The organism is Parapedobacter composti (assembly GCF_900112315.1).
Taxonomy (GTDB): Bacteria; Bacteroidota; Bacteroidia; order Sphingobacteriales; family Sphingobacteriaceae; genus Parapedobacter; species Parapedobacter composti.
In genome coordinates this window covers 206,887-222,784 of the sequence record NZ_FOLL01000004.1, presented here as the reverse complement: position 1 = coordinate 222,784, position 15,898 = coordinate 206,887, and the positions used below count along the sequence as shown (strand labels likewise).

Genomic DNA, 15,898 nt, shown 5'->3' with positions numbered 1-15,898 from the left:
TCGATTCCGTACCTTTGCGCCGAACAATGAATCACGTTTGTACCGTGATTTAGGCATTTTTTTTTAGATAACACAAAATCATAGTTGTAAGTGATTAACATTACCCTACCAGATGGTTCCGTCAGGCAGTATGCCCCCGGCGCCACAGCGATGGACATCGCGAAATCCATTTCAGAAGGTCTGGCCCGCAACGTACTGGCGGCGGAAGTAAACGGCGAAGTCTGGGACGCCTCGCGCCCCATTGACCACGATGCTGCGGTACGCCTGCTTACTTGGAACGACCATGACGGCAAGGCCACGTTTTGGCACTCGTCTGCACACCTGATGGCTGAGGCGCTGGAGGCGCTGTATCCGGGTATCAAGTTCGGTATCGGGCCGGCTATAGAAACAGGTTTTTATTATGACGTGGATTTCGGCGACCGCGAATTTTCTTCGGACGACTTCAAGCTGATTGAGGAAAAGATGCTGGAACTGGCCCGTACGAAATCGGAATACGTGCGCAAACCGGTGAGCAAAGCGGAGGCCGAATCTTATTTTACGCAGAAAGGCGACGAGTATAAGCTGGATTTGATTAAGGACCTGCCCGATGGCAGCATCACCTTTTATACGCAGGGTAATTTTACCGACCTGTGCCGCGGCCCGCACATCCCCAACACGGGATTCATCAAGGCGGTGAAGCTGACTAACGTGGCGGGAGCGTACTGGCGGGGCGACGAGACGCGGAAGCAGCTTACCCGCATTTACGGGGTGACGTTTCCGAAGGCCAGCGAACTGGCCGATTACCTGCACATGATAGAGGAAGCCAAAAAGCGCGACCACCGCAAGCTGGGCCGTGAACTGGAACTGTTTGCTTTTTCAGAAAAGGTGGGGATGGGGCTGCCCCTGTGGTTGCCTAAAGGCGCGCGGCTGCGCCAGAAACTGGTTGACTTTTTGCAACGCGCGCAGTTAAAGGCAGGGTATGAACCGGTGATTACCCCGCACATCGGGCATAAAAACCTATATGTAACGTCGGGGCATTACGAGAAATACGGAGCGGATTCTTTCCAGCCCATCCATACGCCGCAAGAAGGGGAGGAGTTTCTGCTGAAGCCGATGAACTGCCCGCACCATTGTGAGATATACAAAACGAAACCCCGCTCATACAAGGATTTGCCTATCCGTTTTGCTGAATTCGGTACGGTGTACCGCTATGAGCAAAGTGGGGAATTGCACGGACTTACCCGGGTGAGGGGCTTTACGCAGGATGATGCCCACCTGTTCTGCCGGCCGGACCAGGTGAAGGACGAGTTTAAAAAGGTCATCGATTTGGTGCTGTATGTGTTCAACGCGTTGGGTTTTGAAGACTATACTGCCCAGGTATCGTTGCGGGATCCGGAAAACCGGAGCAAATATATCGGTACCGACGAAAACTGGGACCGGGCAGAAAAGGACATCATTGAGGCTGCAGCAGAAAAGGGTCTGAAGACTGTGGTGGAATATGGTGAAGCGGCATTCTACGGACCGAAACTGGATTTTATGGTGAAGGACGCGCTGGGCCGTAAATGGCAGCTGGGTACCATTCAGGTAGATTATAACCTGCCCGAGCGGTTTGAATTGGAATATACCGGCAGCGACAACAGCAAGCACCGTCCGGTGATGATTCACCGGGCGCCGTTTGGCTCGCTGGAGCGCTTTGTGGCTGTGTTGATTGAGCACTGCGCCGGGCAGTTCCCGCTGTGGCTCGCACCGGAACAGTTCATCGTACTCCCGGTGTCCGAGAAATACGAGGAATATGCAAAAAAACTTTTAGAATCGCTCAATAATTCCGATATTCGCGGCCTAATAGATTTGCGCGATGAGAAGGTGGGACGGAAAATCCGTGACGCGGAAATCAAAAAAATACCGTACATGCTGATTGTGGGGGAAAAAGAGGTGGAAAGTGGCATGGTTTCTGTGCGGAAACACGGCCAGGGAGATATGGGATCCGTGACGGTGGACGAATTTAGCGCGCAGTTAATTAAAGAGATAACCGTTTAATTATTTTAGACATTTGGCATTAAACAGACCAGGTTTCAGAGGCCCGAGGCCTCCATTTAAAAAGAAGGAGCCGGAACACCGGATCAACGAGAATATCAGGGTGCCTGAGGTACGTCTGGTGGGTGACAATGTGGAGCCGGGAATTTACCCCACGCGCAAAGCATTGGAGCTGGCCGATGAGCTGGAGTTGGATTTAGTGGAAATTTCGCCGAATGCTAACCCGCCCGTTTGCAAAATCATAGATTACAGCAAGTTTATCTACGAGCAGAAAAAGAAGCAAAAGGAAATTAAGGCCAATGCCAAGCAAACGGTTATCAAGGAAATACGCTTCGGCCCGAATACCAGTGACCATGACTTTGAATTTAAGCTTAAGCACGCCATCAAATTCCTGGAAGCGGGAGAGAAGGTAAGGGCTTATGTGCATTTCAAGGGCCGCGCCATTGTGTATAAGGAGCAGGGGGAAATTCTGTTGCTGCGTTTTGCCCAGGCGCTGGAAGAATACGGGAAGGTGGAGCTGCTTCCGAAACTGGAAGGTAAGCGCATGTTCCTTACCGTAGCGCCTAAATCAGTGGGCAAGAAATAGTGTAAATAACAAATCGATATAAAATTAATAGATCATGCCAAAAGTAAAAACCAATTCCAGTGCGAAGAAGCGCTTCAAGCTGACTGGAACAGGTAAGATTGCGCGGAAGCATGCTTTCAAAAGTCACATCCTGACCAAGAAAAGCACGAAACGCAAACGGAACCTTACCCACTCCGGTTTAGTGTCTGAAGCAGATATGGGTAATGTGAAGCGTATGCTCGCTTTAGGAAAGTAATTAAATATATTTTAAACCGGGTATCGGGTTGTAAGACCGTTGGAAGACACGGCGCCTGCTACCAAAAAATCTGAAGATTATGCCACGTTCGGTTAACGCAGTAGCGTCAAGAAGAAGACGCAAAAAGATCCTCAAATTAGCCAAGGGCTATTATGGGGCACGCAGCAAGGTATATACCGTTGCGAAAAATACAGTAGAAAAAGGCTTGCAGTATGCTTATCGCGACCGCAAGACCAAAAAGAGGGAATTCAGGGCTTTATGGATACAGCGTATCAATGCCGGTGCCCGCGAGCATGGAATTTCGTATTCCCAGCTCATCGGCAAGTTGAACGCCAAAAACATCGGATTGAACCGTAAGGTGCTCGCCGATTTGGCGATGAACAATCCGGAGGCTTTCAAGGCTGTCATTGACGCCGTAAAATAAACGTTGTAAAACCCGATATCGATTCTGTTAGGAAAAGGGAGGCCATCTGGCTTCCCTTTTTTATTGTGACGTGGCAAATGGCGGCTTTTGCCCGTGGCGCCCGGTCAGTGATCGGCAGCGAGCCTGATAAGTATATCCACCAGCCGGTTGGAGTAGCCGTATTCGTTGTCATACCAGCCGACGACTTTGACCAGGCCGCCCACCACGGAAGTCAGCTGGGCGTCGAACACACAGGAATAGGGGCTGTTGACGATGTCAATGGAAACGATGGGATCTTCGGTGTATAGCAGTACGTTTCTGAGTTCGTTTTCAGCGGCGTGTTTGAAGGCCGCGTTGATCTCGGCCACGGTGGGCTGCCGGCGTAATGTGCAAGTGAAGTCGGTGAGCGACCCGTTAAGCACGGGCACCCGGATACCTGCGCCGCCCAGTTTACCGTCGAGATGCGGGAAGACATTGGTGATGGCTTTCGCCGCACCCGTGGTGGTGGGGATGATGGACGCCACAGCGGCTCTCGCCCGGCGGAGGTCGCGGTGCGGTGCATCGTGAAGGTTCTGATCGCCTGTCATGCTGTGCACCGTGGTGATATAACCATCGGTGATACCCCAGTTTTCATCGAGCACCTTGACCAATGGGGCCACGTTGTTGGTTGTGCATGAGGCATTGGAGAGGATGGGGGCGTGCAGGTCGATGGCTGCATCGTTAACGCCCAGCACGATTGTGGGGACTTCCCTGTCGGGCGAGGGTGCGGAAATGATCACCTGCTTTGCCCCGGCCCGGAGGTGGCCGGCAGCCTTCGCTGATGCGGTGAACCGACCTGTGGATTCGATGACGACGTCGATGCAGAGTGCGTTCCAAGGCAGGTTTTCGGGTTCCTGTTCCCTGCATACCGCAATGGTATGGCCGTCGACGATTAATGTATGGGCCGTTGCCGCTACCGTTCCGGGATACGGGCCGTGCACGGTATCGTACTTCAACAGATGGGCCAGCGTGGCCGTGTCTGCCATGTCATTGATGGCGACAATCTTAATGGAGCTATCCGCATGGCGGAGCAGGTTACGGAGGGTATTCCGGCCGATGCGGCCGAACCCGTTGATCGCGATATTCAGCATTTGCAGCCAAAGTTACGCATTTAGGTGGAACGTGGACGAAACATTTTGCCGGGGCGGGGGTTGTTACGGTATGGGAAAAGATGAAAAATTTGAACCGCGGGACTCCGTGCGTGACCGTAAGGATGATGGGCAGGTGGTGAAGCGAGCCGCCGACAAACGTTACCGGCAGGAGGAAGCCGATTTGGCTGACCCCGCCAAGCGCAGGAAATACAGCGAACAGCCGCCTACGCAACGGAATGCGAAACCCTGACCGGTAGGCGTGCGATCGCCGTCGATGCTTTACTGTTGCCGATAGGCTACCGCTGGATGGAAGCTATGATCTGTTTGATGTCGCGCTCGCCATTCCAATAGTCTTTGAGCTGACCGTCATTGCCATAAACGTAGGTTGCGGGGTATTGTGACGGAACATGGAACCTGTTGATGAATTCGGCGTTCCGGTCGTATAGCAATTCGACGTTGGGACGGCCCACAAGCGGCTTAGCGTACGTTTCCAGAAAAGTGCTCATCAGGGCAGGGTCGTTCATCGAAACGAAATAAAAGTTTGCAGTTTTTACCTTGTCGTAATGTTCACCGATGTGTTTGGCTTCGTCCTGGCAGTGGCCACAGGTTGGGTCAAAAAGGATGAACACCTGATTGCCGGTTTTAGCCAAATCAGCCTTGGTAAAACGGATGCCGCTCTTGAGGATATAAAACGTAAATTCAGGGATTACCTTAGCCGGCTCGGGTGTTTGTGGCGCCTGCTGGGATGCGCTGGCCGACGTAGGGGGAGTTCCGGTTGCCGCGGCGTCAGCCTGCGTTGTATTCGCTTGCTGGTTGCAGGAGGCCATGGACGCCCATAGTGCCACACCCACTGCGGCTTGCAGGATTGTTCTTTGCATTGTCATGACGGCAAAGATAGTGATTATGCCGTTAGTTTCCGAACCAGCAGTTGACAGGTATAGCTGTCTTTAAGTTCCATGATAATGGCCTTCTCTATCAGCACGCGGTCTATTGTCTGTTGGTTGTAGTGGCGGATGGTGATGAGTTCCAGACCGTTCTGGTGCTGTACATCGTAGCGTGTTTTCAGGTCGTCAAGTAATCCCTGCACATTTTCACCGGTATTATCAACGCTGACGGAGAAACTCACGGCGCTGTTGTGCATCATATTGACCTTGATTTTATGCTGGTGGAAACGACTGAAAATGTCGCTCAGGTTATCTTCCACGATAAAGGAAAAATCCTTGGGCAGTATGGATATCAGCACCTGGTTTACCTTGAAGATAAACGAAGGCACCGGGAGTGACTCTTGAGTGGCCCGGATTTGCGTGCCTCCGTTGTCGATATCGATAAACGATTTGACGTGGAGGGTGATGTTCTTGTTCTGCAGCGGCTTGATGGTTTTGGGATGGATGACCGTGGCCCCGTAGTACGTAAGTTCGATGGCATCGAGATAGGAGAGTTCCGGGATGAGCTCGGTCTGGTCGAACCATTTCGGATCGGCGTTCAGCACGCCGGGAACGTCTTTCCAGATGGTGACACTTTCGGCACCGAGGCAGGAAGCAAAAATGGCGGCCGAATAGTCTGAACCTTCCCGCCCGAGGGTAGTGGTGAAATTCTCGGAAGTGGAGCCGATGAAGCCTTGGGTAACGACCAACTGGTTAGCCAATATGCCCGGCAGCTCGCTTTGTATCCTGGATTCGGTAGCCGTCCAGTCAACACGGGCTTCCCGGTACGTATTGTCGGTGAGGATGAGCCCGCGGGCGTCTACCCAGGCATTTTGAAGCCCGATGGTGTTCAGGTAATGCGATACAATGGTGGTAGATACCAGCTCGCCGACAGCGACAATCTGATCATACAGGTAATCGAGGGGATCCATCGGTTCGTCCTCCAGTATCCATTCGATTTCGACGAAACGATTGGCCACGTCATTATAAACGGGATGGCTGCTGTCTGGGAACAGCGCTTCCATTATCCCATGATGATATTGTTTGGCCCGGTCGAGCAGATCAAAAGCGTTACCTCCATGTTTGGCGTAGGCGAATACCAGTTCTTCCAGCAGGTTGGTGGTTTTGCCCATTGCGGAAATAACAACCAGCAAGGGGTTGCCCTGATGCTTCGAGACAATGCGGCCCAGATTTATCACACCTTCGGCATCTTTAACCGATGCTCCGCCAAATTTAAATATCTGCATCCAAGGTTAAGCTTTATAGGTTCAATTCCGAGACAATACGCTTTGCCCGATCGGTCAGCAGCCGGTTGAATTCCGAATAAGGAACACGAAGTTCGGTCTGGCCATCGACATAGGGCTTGATTTCATAGATGTTATACAGAAAGAGCATGCTGTCGCGTTCCAGTGCAAAATTTTCCGGCAGACTGAATTGCCCCCCTTCGAAGAAGTATTTTTCTTCGAGCGGTTCATTGACCGAGAGGTTTTCCTGCTTCCGGAAATAGCGCTCGGCTACCGCGGCCAGCTCGTTTTGGTAGGGTTCAGTAACGATATCGTTCATCGTAAGGGGCACGTTATTGAGCAAATCATAATGCCGGAACACGGTGGCGTAATTGCCATGCGCACCGCCGGTATATGAATAAGCATCAATGGAGAGCGCCAGATAAGAAGGGGTGATGCGGTATACTTTGGCGTGCGATTGGGAAGTCCACACCCGCGGGTAAGGGTCGGATTGCCAGAATTGGTCAAAATCGCCGATGAACGCCTGGGCTGATGCCTCCACCGTGGCCGTGTCGTTGCCGAGCAACGAGGTCATGACGAAACGGTTGACCGCCGAATCCCGGAACTCGGGGTATGATACCGAGAAAAATGAGGTGTCTGTTGTTTCGCTGGTCTGGATGATGTGCTGGCTGTACTTGATGTAGTCTTTGTACTCATAAACCAAAGTATCGGCGCGTTTATCCGCTTCGTCTCCGTTGCCGGTACCCGGATTGGACTGGCAAGCCCCGGCAAGCAGGGCGGCTATGAAATAGGGGGTGTACCGTTTTATTTTCATGCGATATTGTTGTTTGGTTATCACTGATTTTTTGTGGTCAAAGAAGCATTTAGCCAAGCTCCATCAAAAGTTGCTCCATATTTTTCGTAAAAACGGATGGCCGGCGTGTTCCATTCCAGTACCTGCCATACCAAACCGCTGTATTGCCGTTCTTTGCACAGGTGGAGGGTGGCGTCAAAAAGCCTTTTGCCGATACCCTGCCCCCGCAGGGATGCTGTGACCACAATGTCTTCCAGGTAAAGGCGCCGGCCTTTCCAAGTGGAGTAGCGGATGTAAAACAGCGATATGCCCACAATGCGTCCGTCGAGCTCGGCTACAAACGCCTCCCATACGGGCGTGCTTCCGAAGCCGGCATCCACAAACTCATCCATGGATACAGTAACTTCCTCCGGTGCTTTTTCATATAGCGCGAGCTCTTTAATCAATTGAAGCATTTGCGGGCAATCTGCCGCTACGGCCTTGCGTATGGTGATGTTCATATTGCGCGTTATCGTTCGCCGAAGATGGTGCTGCCGAGGCGCACCATGTTGCTTCCCTGCTCAACAGCGATTTTATAATCGGCAGACATGCCCATGGAAAGCGTATCAAAATAGGGCGCATCGTTAAAAAAGCTCGCCTTAATCCCATCGAACAATGTTTTGAGTTCGCGGAATTCTTCTTTTATCTCCTTTTGGTTTGGCGTATTGGTAGCGATGCCCATCAGGCCCCGGATGCGTACGTGGCGCAATGCAGCGAGCTCGTCTGTTCGGAGCAATTCGATCAATTCCACGTGATCAAGGCCGAATTTTGTGTCTTCCGAAGCAATGTGCACCTGCAGGAGGCAATCTATCATCCGCTGGTGCTTTTGCGCATGTTTGTTGATCTCCTTAAGTAATTTCAGGCTGTCTGCCGAATGGATTAAGGAAATAAAGGGGGCTATGTATTTTACCTTGTTTGTCTGGAGGTGGCCGACGAGGTGCCACTCGATGTCTTTGGGGAGCACTTCCTGTTTTCCGATTAGCTCCTGTACAACATTCTCGCCGAAGGCACGTTGACCAGCCTGGTACGCTTCCAAGATGTCTTCGGGCGACTTCGTTTTCGATACCGCGATGAGTTTAACACCCATGCGGTCTAACTCTTCTTTCAGGGCTTGGATACGGTTGGCAACATGCATAAATAACGGCGCTATTTTTGTATTTTTGCAAAACTACGAAACCCGCGGCTATCCACCAAGCGTTGCTTGCCTCGTGGGCCTTTGCCGAATGGACAATGTGCGCGGGAAAAACAGATGAATAAAATGCAGCGGCTGTTGACCGGATTGGTGATTATGGTTTTATTGGGTTCTTGCGGAGAAAAGATACCCGAAGGGGTTATCTCGCCAAAGAAGATGCCCGATGTGCTGCTGGATGTGCATCTGGCTGATGGGCAATTGACATCGATGCCCATTGATTCTGCCCGCATTTACCGCCAGGCGTATTACTCGGCCATCTTTGACCGTTATGGTATCGATTCTGCGGCGCTCATACAGAGCATCGCCTTTTACTCCACGCGGCCATACCTTTTCGATGAGCTGTATTCCGTGGTTGAAAAGCGTTTGCAGGAGCTGAATATGGCTGAGCAAAAGGCCATGGAAGAGGAGTACAAGGCGCGGCACCGCGAAGACTCCATCCGGAACGCCCGCCGTGTGGACAGCCTGAACAGGATAACGCGGGATTCGCTGGATTTCAAGCGGAAGCGCTATCTCCTTTACGTGGAGGTACCCGACACCACTTTTGCAGAAAGCAAGGCAGTACCGGTGACGCATGAGCGGCTGCGCAGGCGGATGATGGAAGTGCTGCGATTGGCAGACGAGGCGGAACCGCGGCATCCGGCTCCCCCGGCGATACCACCTTCGCGGCAGCCAACGCCAACACCCGCACCGCCGCCAAAAGGCATAAAGCCACCAACGGCGAGGCCATCGGAAAGGATAAAATAACTTATGATATATCCCGATAATGCCGTGGACAAACTGGGTTTCACGGACATCAAGGAACTTATTAAATCGAAATGCCTGAGCGAACCGGGGAAAGAGATGGTGGCCAAAATACAGCCCCAGACCCGATTCGACCAAATCGACAAGTTCCTCAGACAGGCATACGAATTCAAGGAACTGCTGCTCAACGACGCGCCGTTGCCGGTCGATCATTTGTATCCCATTAAACCGCTGGCAGAAAAAGCCCGGGTGATGGGGGCGTTTCTTGCGGAGGAGGAGTTCTTCAGCATACTGCTTTCTCTGAAAACCGTATTTGCGATTATCCGGTATTTTAACGAGCGTGACGGGCAATATCCCAATCTCGAAGCACTGTTTGAACACCTTCCCATAGAAAAGCAGTTGGTAACCGCTATCGAACAGGTTATTGACGCCAAAGGTAAGGTGAAACCCAATGCATCGCCGCTATTGGCCGAAATTATTGCCGGCATTGCCAAGACGGAACAGGAAGCCAGAAAACGCATAGACCAGGTATTCCGGACGGCGCAGCAGAACGGGTGGACAGCCGACGGCAACCTAACCATCCGTGACGGCAGGCTGTGTATCCCCGTGCTGGCCGAAAACAAAAGAAAGGTCAAGGGCTGGATTCACGACGAGTCGGCCACCGGACAAACTGCTTATATCGAACCGGAAGAAGTATTCCACCTGAACAATAAGGTGCGCGATCTGGAATTCGATAAACGGCGCGAAATTATCCGCATACTGACAGCCCTGACCGATGAATTGCGCCCCCATATACCGTTGCTGCTGGACTATCATAACCTGTTGAGCAAGGTCGATTTTGTGCGAGCCAAAGCCTTATTTGCCATCGACATCGACGCCGATATGCCGGAGCTAAGCAAGGAAGCATCGATATCGCTGGTAAACGCGCGGCACCCGCTGTTGTTGCTTAATTTCAAAGACAGCGGGCACGCGGTGGTGCCACTTAACATCGCCATTGATAAGGAACAGCGGATTATCGTGGTGTCAGGCCCCAATGCAGGAGGTAAATCCGTGTGCATGAAAACTGTCGGTCTGCTGCAACTGATGGCACAGGCCGGACTGCTTATTCCGGCTGACGCCACGTCGAAAATAGGGATATTCAGGCAGGTATTTGCAGACATCGGCGACGACCAGTCGATAGAGAGCGACCTAAGCACCTACAGTGCCCATCTTTCCAAAATGAAGCACTTTTCCGAGCACGCCGACGCCAAGACACTCGTGCTCATCGATGAATTCGGCACGGGCACCGATCCTCTTTTTGGCGGGCCGATTGCCGAAGCGGTGCTGGACGTGCTCAACCGTAAGCAAGTGCGCGGAGTAGTAACCACCCATTACTCCAACCTTAAGGTTTTTGCCAGCAATACGGAAGGGCTGGAAAACGCTTCGATGCTGTTTGACAACGCAGCCATGCGGCCGTTGTATATTTTGCAAACCGGCAAACCGGGAAGTTCGTACGCCTTTGAAATCGCCCAGAAAATCGGGCTTGGCCAAGATATCCTCCACGTTGCCAAACAGAAAATCGGCGCACAGCAGAAGCGTGTTGACACGTTGTTGGTAGACCTTGAACGGGAGAAAAAAACCATACATGAGGCGCAGGTGGCTATTGCCCAAAAAGAAAAGAAATTAGCCCAGCTCCAGGAAGAAAACGAGCGGTTGCAGGCGTACCTCGAAGAGAACAAGCGGTCAATCCTCAATAAAGCCAAAGAGCAGGCCAGCGACATCATCCGCAATGCCAACCGATTGGTTGAAAATACCATAGCGGGCATTAAGGAAAGCCAGGCCGATAAAGAGAAGACGAGGGCGCTGCGGAAGCAACTGGGCGCTGAACTGGACCGGCATACCGCCGAACCGAAGAAGGCGCAGCATGCCGTCAAACAAAATCAGGCGGAAACGGTTGACATTCAGGTGGGGGATTGGGTGAAGATTGTGAGTACCGGAAACGAAGCCCAGGTGATTAGCGTAGCGAAAAACAACCTGGTGCTGGCCTTAGGCGAGCTCCGCACGGTCCAAAAGCGCGGCGATGTGGTGCGCATCAATAAGAAAACACCGCAATCGCGCGGGCGCCAAAGCCACCAGGCACGGTTAATGGACGAGGTGAGTAACTTCCGTCCAGAAGTGGATGTTCGCGGCATGCGTACCGAGGCAGCGCTCTATGAAATTGAAAAATACCTGGACAGAGCGGTGATGATGGGTTTTCCAAGCCTGAAGATCGTGCACGGCAAAGGAGATGGGATCTTACGTAAATTTATCCGGGATTACCTCCGGAAGTACAGTGAAATAACGCGGATGGAAGACGAGCATCCGGATAGGGGGGGCGAAGGCATCACTTACGCCTATTTCGAATAGCGCTTTGCATCGCGTTTGGTCAACTAAATAGAGAAATGATGGATTTTTTGCCCGAACAGCAAGATTTGATTTCCATAGGCATCTCCATATTGGCGGGCAGCCTTGTCGGCCTCGAACGCGAATACAAGAACAAGTCGGCAGGTTTCCGCACCATCGTGCTCATTTGCCTGGGAGCTACCGCGTTTACGATAGCTTCGCGCTTTGGTGCGGGCAGCGATGACCGCATTGCAGCGAACATCATTACCGGGATAGGTTTTATCGGGGCAGGTGTGATTTTCAAGGACAAATTTTCCGTGATGGGACTTACCACCGCGGCGGTCATCTGGGTGGTTGCCGGTATCGGTATGGCTGCGGGATTAGGCTATTATGGGCTCGCTTTATCGTTATCCTTCATTACGGTGGCCGTATTATCCCTTTTTAGTAAAGTGGAAATTTCGATGGAAAAGCTGTTTTTGACGCGAACGCTTTTTGTCGTTTTCCAAGATGTGGATGTGGGTAATTTGGAGAAACTGAAGGAAGTGATGGATAGGCATCATCTAAAATACGTGCGGAAGACCGTTAGCAAGCGTGCACGCCAACTATCAGTCGTGTTTGAATTGAACGGCGACCGGAAAAGCCTGCAGCAGTTCAATAATGAAATGATGACGTTGATGTATGTGGAGGAGTTTTACTATAATTCTTAAATTATAGTATATCGCTTTGTATTCTTCTTTAATTTTGTGTTACTTTTTTGATTTACTGATGTTTATTTTTAATTAAGTTTGCATTAACTTATTTAAAGTTAATCAAAAAACTGATTGTTGCCTCCTATTTTTGTAACGAAAACAAAATATTTCACAAAAATCAAAGCAACATGAAGAAGTTTTTACTTATCATGGTCGTGTTTTGGGTTACAGTTGGTGCAACGCATGCACAAGTGACCACAAGTAGCATGACCGGTTCCGTATTGCAAGCAAACGGACAAGCATTTGCTGGCGCTACCGTAAAGGCAACGCACGTACCCAGCGGCACGGTGTACAGCACAACAACCAATGAAAGCGGCCGTTTCAACTTAGCGAATCTGCGCGTGGGCGGCCCTTACCGCGTTGAAGTCACCTATGTTGGCCAATCACCGGAAGTCTATGAAGACATACACCTGCAATTGGGGCAGCCGTATGTGTTGAACGCGCTGATGTCTGACGGAACTACCGCGTTGGATGAGGTTACGGTCAGTGCGGATAGGCAACAAGGCGTTAAAACTGGCGTTTCAACGATAGTCTCACGGCAAAAAATAGAGGAAATGCCTGCGATCTCAAGAAGTATCACAGATTTGACTAAGCTAACACCACAGGCAAATTCGCAAGGTGACGGTTTTTCGTTTGTAGGGCGCAATAGTCTATTTAACTCGCTAACATTGGATGGCGCTCAAATGAACAATGCGTTTGGTTTGTCGGCTTTGCCAGGCGGGCAAACAGGTGCACAGCCTTTCTCTTTAGATGCTATAGAAACCATTCAGATTAATTTGTCGCCTTATGATGTCAAGCAAGGCGGTTTTACAGGAGCGGGTGTTAACGCTGTTACAAAAAGCGGTAACAATACATTGTCAGGTTCCGTTTATACATATTATAAGAACCAAGATCTACAGGGTTATACCGTGGATGGCGTCAAGTTACCTAAAAATGAAAGTTATACGAATAGACAGTTCGGTGTTCGAATAGGTGGACCGATAATCAAGGACAAGTTGTTTTTCTTTGTTAACGGTGAAATAACAAGGAGGACAACGCCGGGCACAACGATATTGGCTAACCGGGGAACCGAGGGTCCGAATATTTCAAGGGTGTTAGCCTCAGATTTAGATCGGGTTAGGGACGTATTAATTAATAATTTTGGTTATAACCCTGGAGTGTACGAGGGATATGATAATCTACAACAGGCTGATAACTTGACGGCACGCTTTGACTGGAACATTGACGCGCAGCATAAGATGACATTGCGGTATAATTACCTCAGTTCTTTCAGGGATATCAACCCAAGTACATCTAACTCACGGGGAGGAAGGGGGCCAAGTTTGACATCCATGATATATGATGGATTGAGGTACAGGCAGTATAACAACATCAATTCCATTACTGCCGAGTTGAATTCCAGTTTCAACAGCCGTACAGCCAATAATCTGCAGATAGTTTATACGGCATTTAGGGATTATCGAGAACCTATAAGTGGTGCATTCCCGTTGGTAGATATTGAGGATGGTGCCGGCGCAAACTACATTTCGTTCGGGTCTGAGCCGTTTAGTGGACTCAATGAGCTAAATCAAGATATCTTTACGTTGACTAACAATTTTAACCTATTTTCTGGCAACCATACCTTCACGTTTGGTGGTTCTTTAGGTTATCAAAAATATGCGAATGCATTCGCTCAGTTTTTTAATGGTCAGTTCAGATACAACACAGTTGATGATTTTATAGCTGCGGCAAATGGTGACGGTTCTGTAACGCCGCTGCTGTATCAGTTGACATATTCTGCTGTGGAGGGAGTCAGCCGGCCCTTTGCTGAGTTCAGTATGATGCCTATAGCCTTATATGCGCAGGATGAATGGTTCGTGAAGCCTAATTTTAAATTAAGTTATGGTATACGAGCCGATATACCGGTTTATACCGCTAAGATATCTTCCAATCCGATAGTTAATGCCATGACATTCAGAGACGGTGAGCGGTTAGATGTCGGTCAATTACCTAAAACGCGGGTCTTGATGTCGCCAAGGGTAGGTTTCGATTGGGATGTTTATCAAGATAGGTCATTGATCGTTAGAGGCGGTAGTGGTGTGTTTACAGGAGGGTTGCCTGGGGTTTGGTTGACCAATCAAGCTGGAAATACCGGGCTGACATTCGGGCAGGACTTTTTGAACAACCCAGCAAATCGTCCATTTGATCCTGACCCGTCAGCTTACATCCCGTCTAACCCAACAGTTCCATCGACCTTCGCGATTAATATGACGGCTAACGATTTCAGGCTACCTCAAATTTGGAGGTCTAACCTGGCTGTTGAATATTTACTGCCGGCTGGAATACGGGCATCATTGGAAGGTATATACACCAAATCAATTAATGAGGTTTTCCATCGCGATGCTAATTTGCGTACTCCCGCAGGTCAGTATTCAGGAACAGGGGATAATAGGGATTATTTTCAAGGTGGGGGAACGGCATCTCGTATTAACGAAAATATCACGAACGCTATTGTTATGGATAATACGAATCAAGGCTATGCCTACAATATCACCGCTCAATTGCAGAAACAATTTGGCAGGTATGGTGATGCAATGCTTGCTTATACATACAGTGACGCTCGGGATATAACGTCTAACCCCGGTTCACAGGCGAATTCTGCGTACGTTGGCAACGCCATAGTAAATGACCCCAATAACCCTGTTCTGGCATATTCAAGTTTTCTGGTAAGAAATCGAGTAGTTGCCGGAATAAATATAAACTTCAATATCACCCGTAACCTTCCTTCAAAAATTGGATTGTTCTATGAAGGAAGGCCTGCAGGCGACAATTTTGGTAATACAAGGTTCAACTACGTTGTGGCTGGCGATATTCTGAATACTGGTGGCAGATTCTCAAACAGCCTGATATATGTCCCAAGAGATAGAAATGATATTGTTTTAGTCGATATAACAGGAGATAATCCGGAGTCTGCGGATGCGCAATGGCAAAGGTTAGATGCATACATTGAGCAAGATGACTATTTGAAAACAAGGAGGGGAAATTATGCGGAAAGGAATGGAGGTGAGTATCCCTGGATGAATCGTTTTGATATTAGGTATATACAAGAATTGACCGGCGTTATTAGTGGTAAAAATACTCATCGTCTTCAGGTGTCATTAGATATTATCAATGTCGGAAACCTACTCAATAGCAGCTGGGGAGTCGTTCAAATGCCGAACATGACGAATTTCTTGCAATTCAGGGGAGTGCAGAGCAGTACTCCTACATATACTGTCAATCAAAATTTGGAAGCGTCGACCTTCAGAAACAATACTTCGATAGATTCTAGATATCAGATTCAGTTAGGCTTGAGATATATTTTTAACTGATCCGAGCATTAATAAATAAAAGAAACGACGACCAAAAGGCCGTCGTTTCTTTTATTGCTACCATCCAGAAATCACCTTCCGAAAGGTTGTCCAGCACTTGTGGTTTTACGTATTTCAGAACGGTTTTAGCGGGCGATTC

General features: G+C 49.8%; 15 protein-coding genes. 9 read left to right on the top strand and 6 right to left on the bottom strand.

All coding sequences use genetic code 11. The features are described 5' to 3' along the window. The first annotated feature begins 90 nt into the window (after window positions 1-90). The 4 genes from thrS to rplT all read left to right on the top strand — a co-directional run bounded on the left by thrS (window position 91) and on the right by rplT (window position 3,258). Window positions 91-2,016, top strand: a complete 1,926-nt coding sequence (thrS, locus tag BM030_RS07030) for a threonine--tRNA ligase (RefSeq protein ID WP_090972622.1) — start codon at window positions 91-93, stop codon at window positions 2,014-2,016. 13 nt (window positions 2,017-2,029) lie between these two features. Next, entirely contained in the window at window positions 2,030-2,599 is a 570-nt protein-coding gene (gene infC / locus BM030_RS07025) for a translation initiation factor IF-3 (protein ID WP_090972620.1), read from the top strand. A 34-nt stretch (window positions 2,600-2,633) separates the two neighbouring features. Further along, window positions 2,634-2,834, top strand: a complete 201-nt coding sequence (gene rpmI / locus BM030_RS07020; protein WP_090972618.1) for a 50S ribosomal protein L35 — start codon at window positions 2,634-2,636, stop codon at window positions 2,832-2,834. Between the two features lie 79 nt (window positions 2,835-2,913). Continuing rightward, window positions 2,914-3,258 (top strand): 50S ribosomal protein L20, encoded by a 345-nt coding sequence (gene rplT, locus BM030_RS07015; protein WP_090972616.1) that lies wholly within the window; start codon window positions 2,914-2,916, stop codon window positions 3,256-3,258. A 104-nt stretch (window positions 3,259-3,362) separates the two neighbouring features. On the opposite strand, the gene gap is transcribed toward rplT, so the two are convergent. Beyond that, on the bottom strand, window positions 3,363-4,367 hold the full coding sequence (gene gap, locus BM030_RS07010; protein WP_090972614.1) for a type I glyceraldehyde-3-phosphate dehydrogenase: 1,005 nt from the start codon (window positions 4,365-4,367) through the stop codon (window positions 3,363-3,365). Between the two features lie 31 nt (window positions 4,368-4,398). On the opposite strand from gap, the gene BM030_RS07005 reads away from it, so the two are divergent. Next, complete coding sequence (locus BM030_RS07005; RefSeq protein ID WP_139215831.1) at window positions 4,399-4,617, top strand: hypothetical protein; 219 nt, start codon at window positions 4,399-4,401, stop codon at window positions 4,615-4,617. 46 nt (window positions 4,618-4,663) lie between these two features. Here the strand turns inward: BM030_RS07005 and BM030_RS07000 are convergent, their stop codons facing one another. The 5 genes from BM030_RS07000 to BM030_RS06980 are packed head-to-tail and all read right to left on the bottom strand — an operon-like array spanning window position 4,664 to window position 8,501. Next, entirely contained in the window at window positions 4,664-5,245 is a 582-nt protein-coding gene (locus BM030_RS07000) for a peroxiredoxin family protein (RefSeq protein WP_244518743.1), read from the bottom strand. A gap of 23 nt (window positions 5,246-5,268) precedes the next feature. Then, window positions 5,269-6,537: an aspartate kinase gene (locus tag BM030_RS06995; RefSeq protein ID WP_090972608.1), complete on the bottom strand. Its 1,269-nt coding sequence runs from the start codon at window positions 6,535-6,537 to the stop codon at window positions 5,269-5,271. A 13-nt stretch (window positions 6,538-6,550) separates the two neighbouring features. Next, complete coding sequence (locus BM030_RS06990; RefSeq protein ID WP_139215830.1) at window positions 6,551-7,348, bottom strand: DUF3298 and DUF4163 domain-containing protein; 798 nt, start codon at window positions 7,346-7,348, stop codon at window positions 6,551-6,553. A 20-nt stretch (window positions 7,349-7,368) separates the two neighbouring features. Then, a complete protein-coding gene (locus BM030_RS06985; RefSeq protein WP_090972604.1) occupies window positions 7,369-7,827 on the bottom strand; it encodes a GNAT family N-acetyltransferase in 459 nt (152 codons plus the stop codon). 8 nt (window positions 7,828-7,835) lie between these two features. Continuing rightward, window positions 7,836-8,501: a YggS family pyridoxal phosphate-dependent enzyme gene (locus BM030_RS06980; protein ID WP_090972602.1), complete on the bottom strand. Its 666-nt coding sequence runs from the start codon at window positions 8,499-8,501 to the stop codon at window positions 7,836-7,838. A gap of 114 nt (window positions 8,502-8,615) precedes the next feature. Between BM030_RS06980 and BM030_RS06975 the strand changes: the two genes are divergently transcribed. The 4 genes from BM030_RS06975 (at window position 8,616) to BM030_RS06960 (ending at window position 15,759) form a co-directional block, all read left to right on the top strand. Continuing rightward, window positions 8,616-9,302 carry a DUF4296 domain-containing protein gene (locus tag BM030_RS06975; protein ID WP_090972600.1) on the top strand — a complete coding sequence of 229 codons (687 nt, stop codon included), beginning with the start codon at window positions 8,616-8,618 and terminating at the stop codon, window positions 9,300-9,302. A 3-nt stretch (window positions 9,303-9,305) separates the two neighbouring features. Further along, window positions 9,306-11,684 carry an endonuclease MutS2 gene (locus BM030_RS06970; RefSeq protein WP_090972598.1) on the top strand — a complete coding sequence of 793 codons (2,379 nt, stop codon included), beginning with the start codon at window positions 9,306-9,308 and terminating at the stop codon, window positions 11,682-11,684. A gap of 35 nt (window positions 11,685-11,719) precedes the next feature. Further along, on the top strand, window positions 11,720-12,367 hold the full coding sequence (locus BM030_RS06965; protein WP_090972596.1) for an MgtC/SapB family protein: 648 nt from the start codon (window positions 11,720-11,722) through the stop codon (window positions 12,365-12,367). 170 nt (window positions 12,368-12,537) lie between these two features. Then, the gene (locus BM030_RS06960; RefSeq protein WP_090972594.1) at window positions 12,538-15,759 is read left to right on the top strand and encodes a TonB-dependent receptor; all 3,222 of its coding nucleotides are present in this window, start codon (window positions 12,538-12,540) and stop codon (window positions 15,757-15,759) included. Window positions 15,760-15,898 lie beyond the last annotated feature (139 nt).

Bases quoted from the DNA above. Each gene is read 5' to 3' on its own strand.
- rpmI (WP_090972618.1), top strand. From the start codon at position 2,634: ATGCCAAAAGTAAAAACCAATTCCAGTGCGAAGAAGCGCTTCAAGCTG.
- rplT (WP_090972616.1), top strand. From the start codon at position 2,914: ATGCCACGTTCGGTTAACGCAGTAGCGTCAAGAAGAAGACGCAAAAAG.
- gap (WP_090972614.1), bottom strand. From the start codon at position 4,367: ATGCTGAATATCGCGATCAACGGGTTCGGCCGCATCGGCCGGAATACC.
- BM030_RS07000 (WP_244518743.1), bottom strand. From the start codon at position 5,245: ATGCAAAGAACAATCCTGCAAGCCGCAGTGGGTGTGGCACTATGGGCG.
- BM030_RS06995 (WP_090972608.1), bottom strand. From the start codon at position 6,537: ATGCAGATATTTAAATTTGGCGGAGCATCGGTTAAAGATGCCGAAGGT.
- BM030_RS06990 (WP_139215830.1), bottom strand. From the start codon at position 7,348: ATGAAAATAAAACGGTACACCCCCTATTTCATAGCCGCCCTGCTTGCC.
- BM030_RS06985 (WP_090972604.1), bottom strand. From the start codon at position 7,827: ATGAACATCACCATACGCAAGGCCGTAGCGGCAGATTGCCCGCAAATG.
- BM030_RS06980 (WP_090972602.1), bottom strand. From the start codon at position 8,501: ATGCATGTTGCCAACCGTATCCAAGCCCTGAAAGAAGAGTTAGACCGC.
- BM030_RS06975 (WP_090972600.1), top strand. From the start codon at position 8,616: ATGAATAAAATGCAGCGGCTGTTGACCGGATTGGTGATTATGGTTTTA.
- BM030_RS06970 (WP_090972598.1), top strand. From the start codon at position 9,306: ATGATATATCCCGATAATGCCGTGGACAAACTGGGTTTCACGGACATC.
- BM030_RS06965 (WP_090972596.1), top strand. From the start codon at position 11,720: ATGATGGATTTTTTGCCCGAACAGCAAGATTTGATTTCCATAGGCATC.
- BM030_RS06960 (WP_090972594.1), top strand. From the start codon at position 12,538: ATGAAGAAGTTTTTACTTATCATGGTCGTGTTTTGGGTTACAGTTGGT.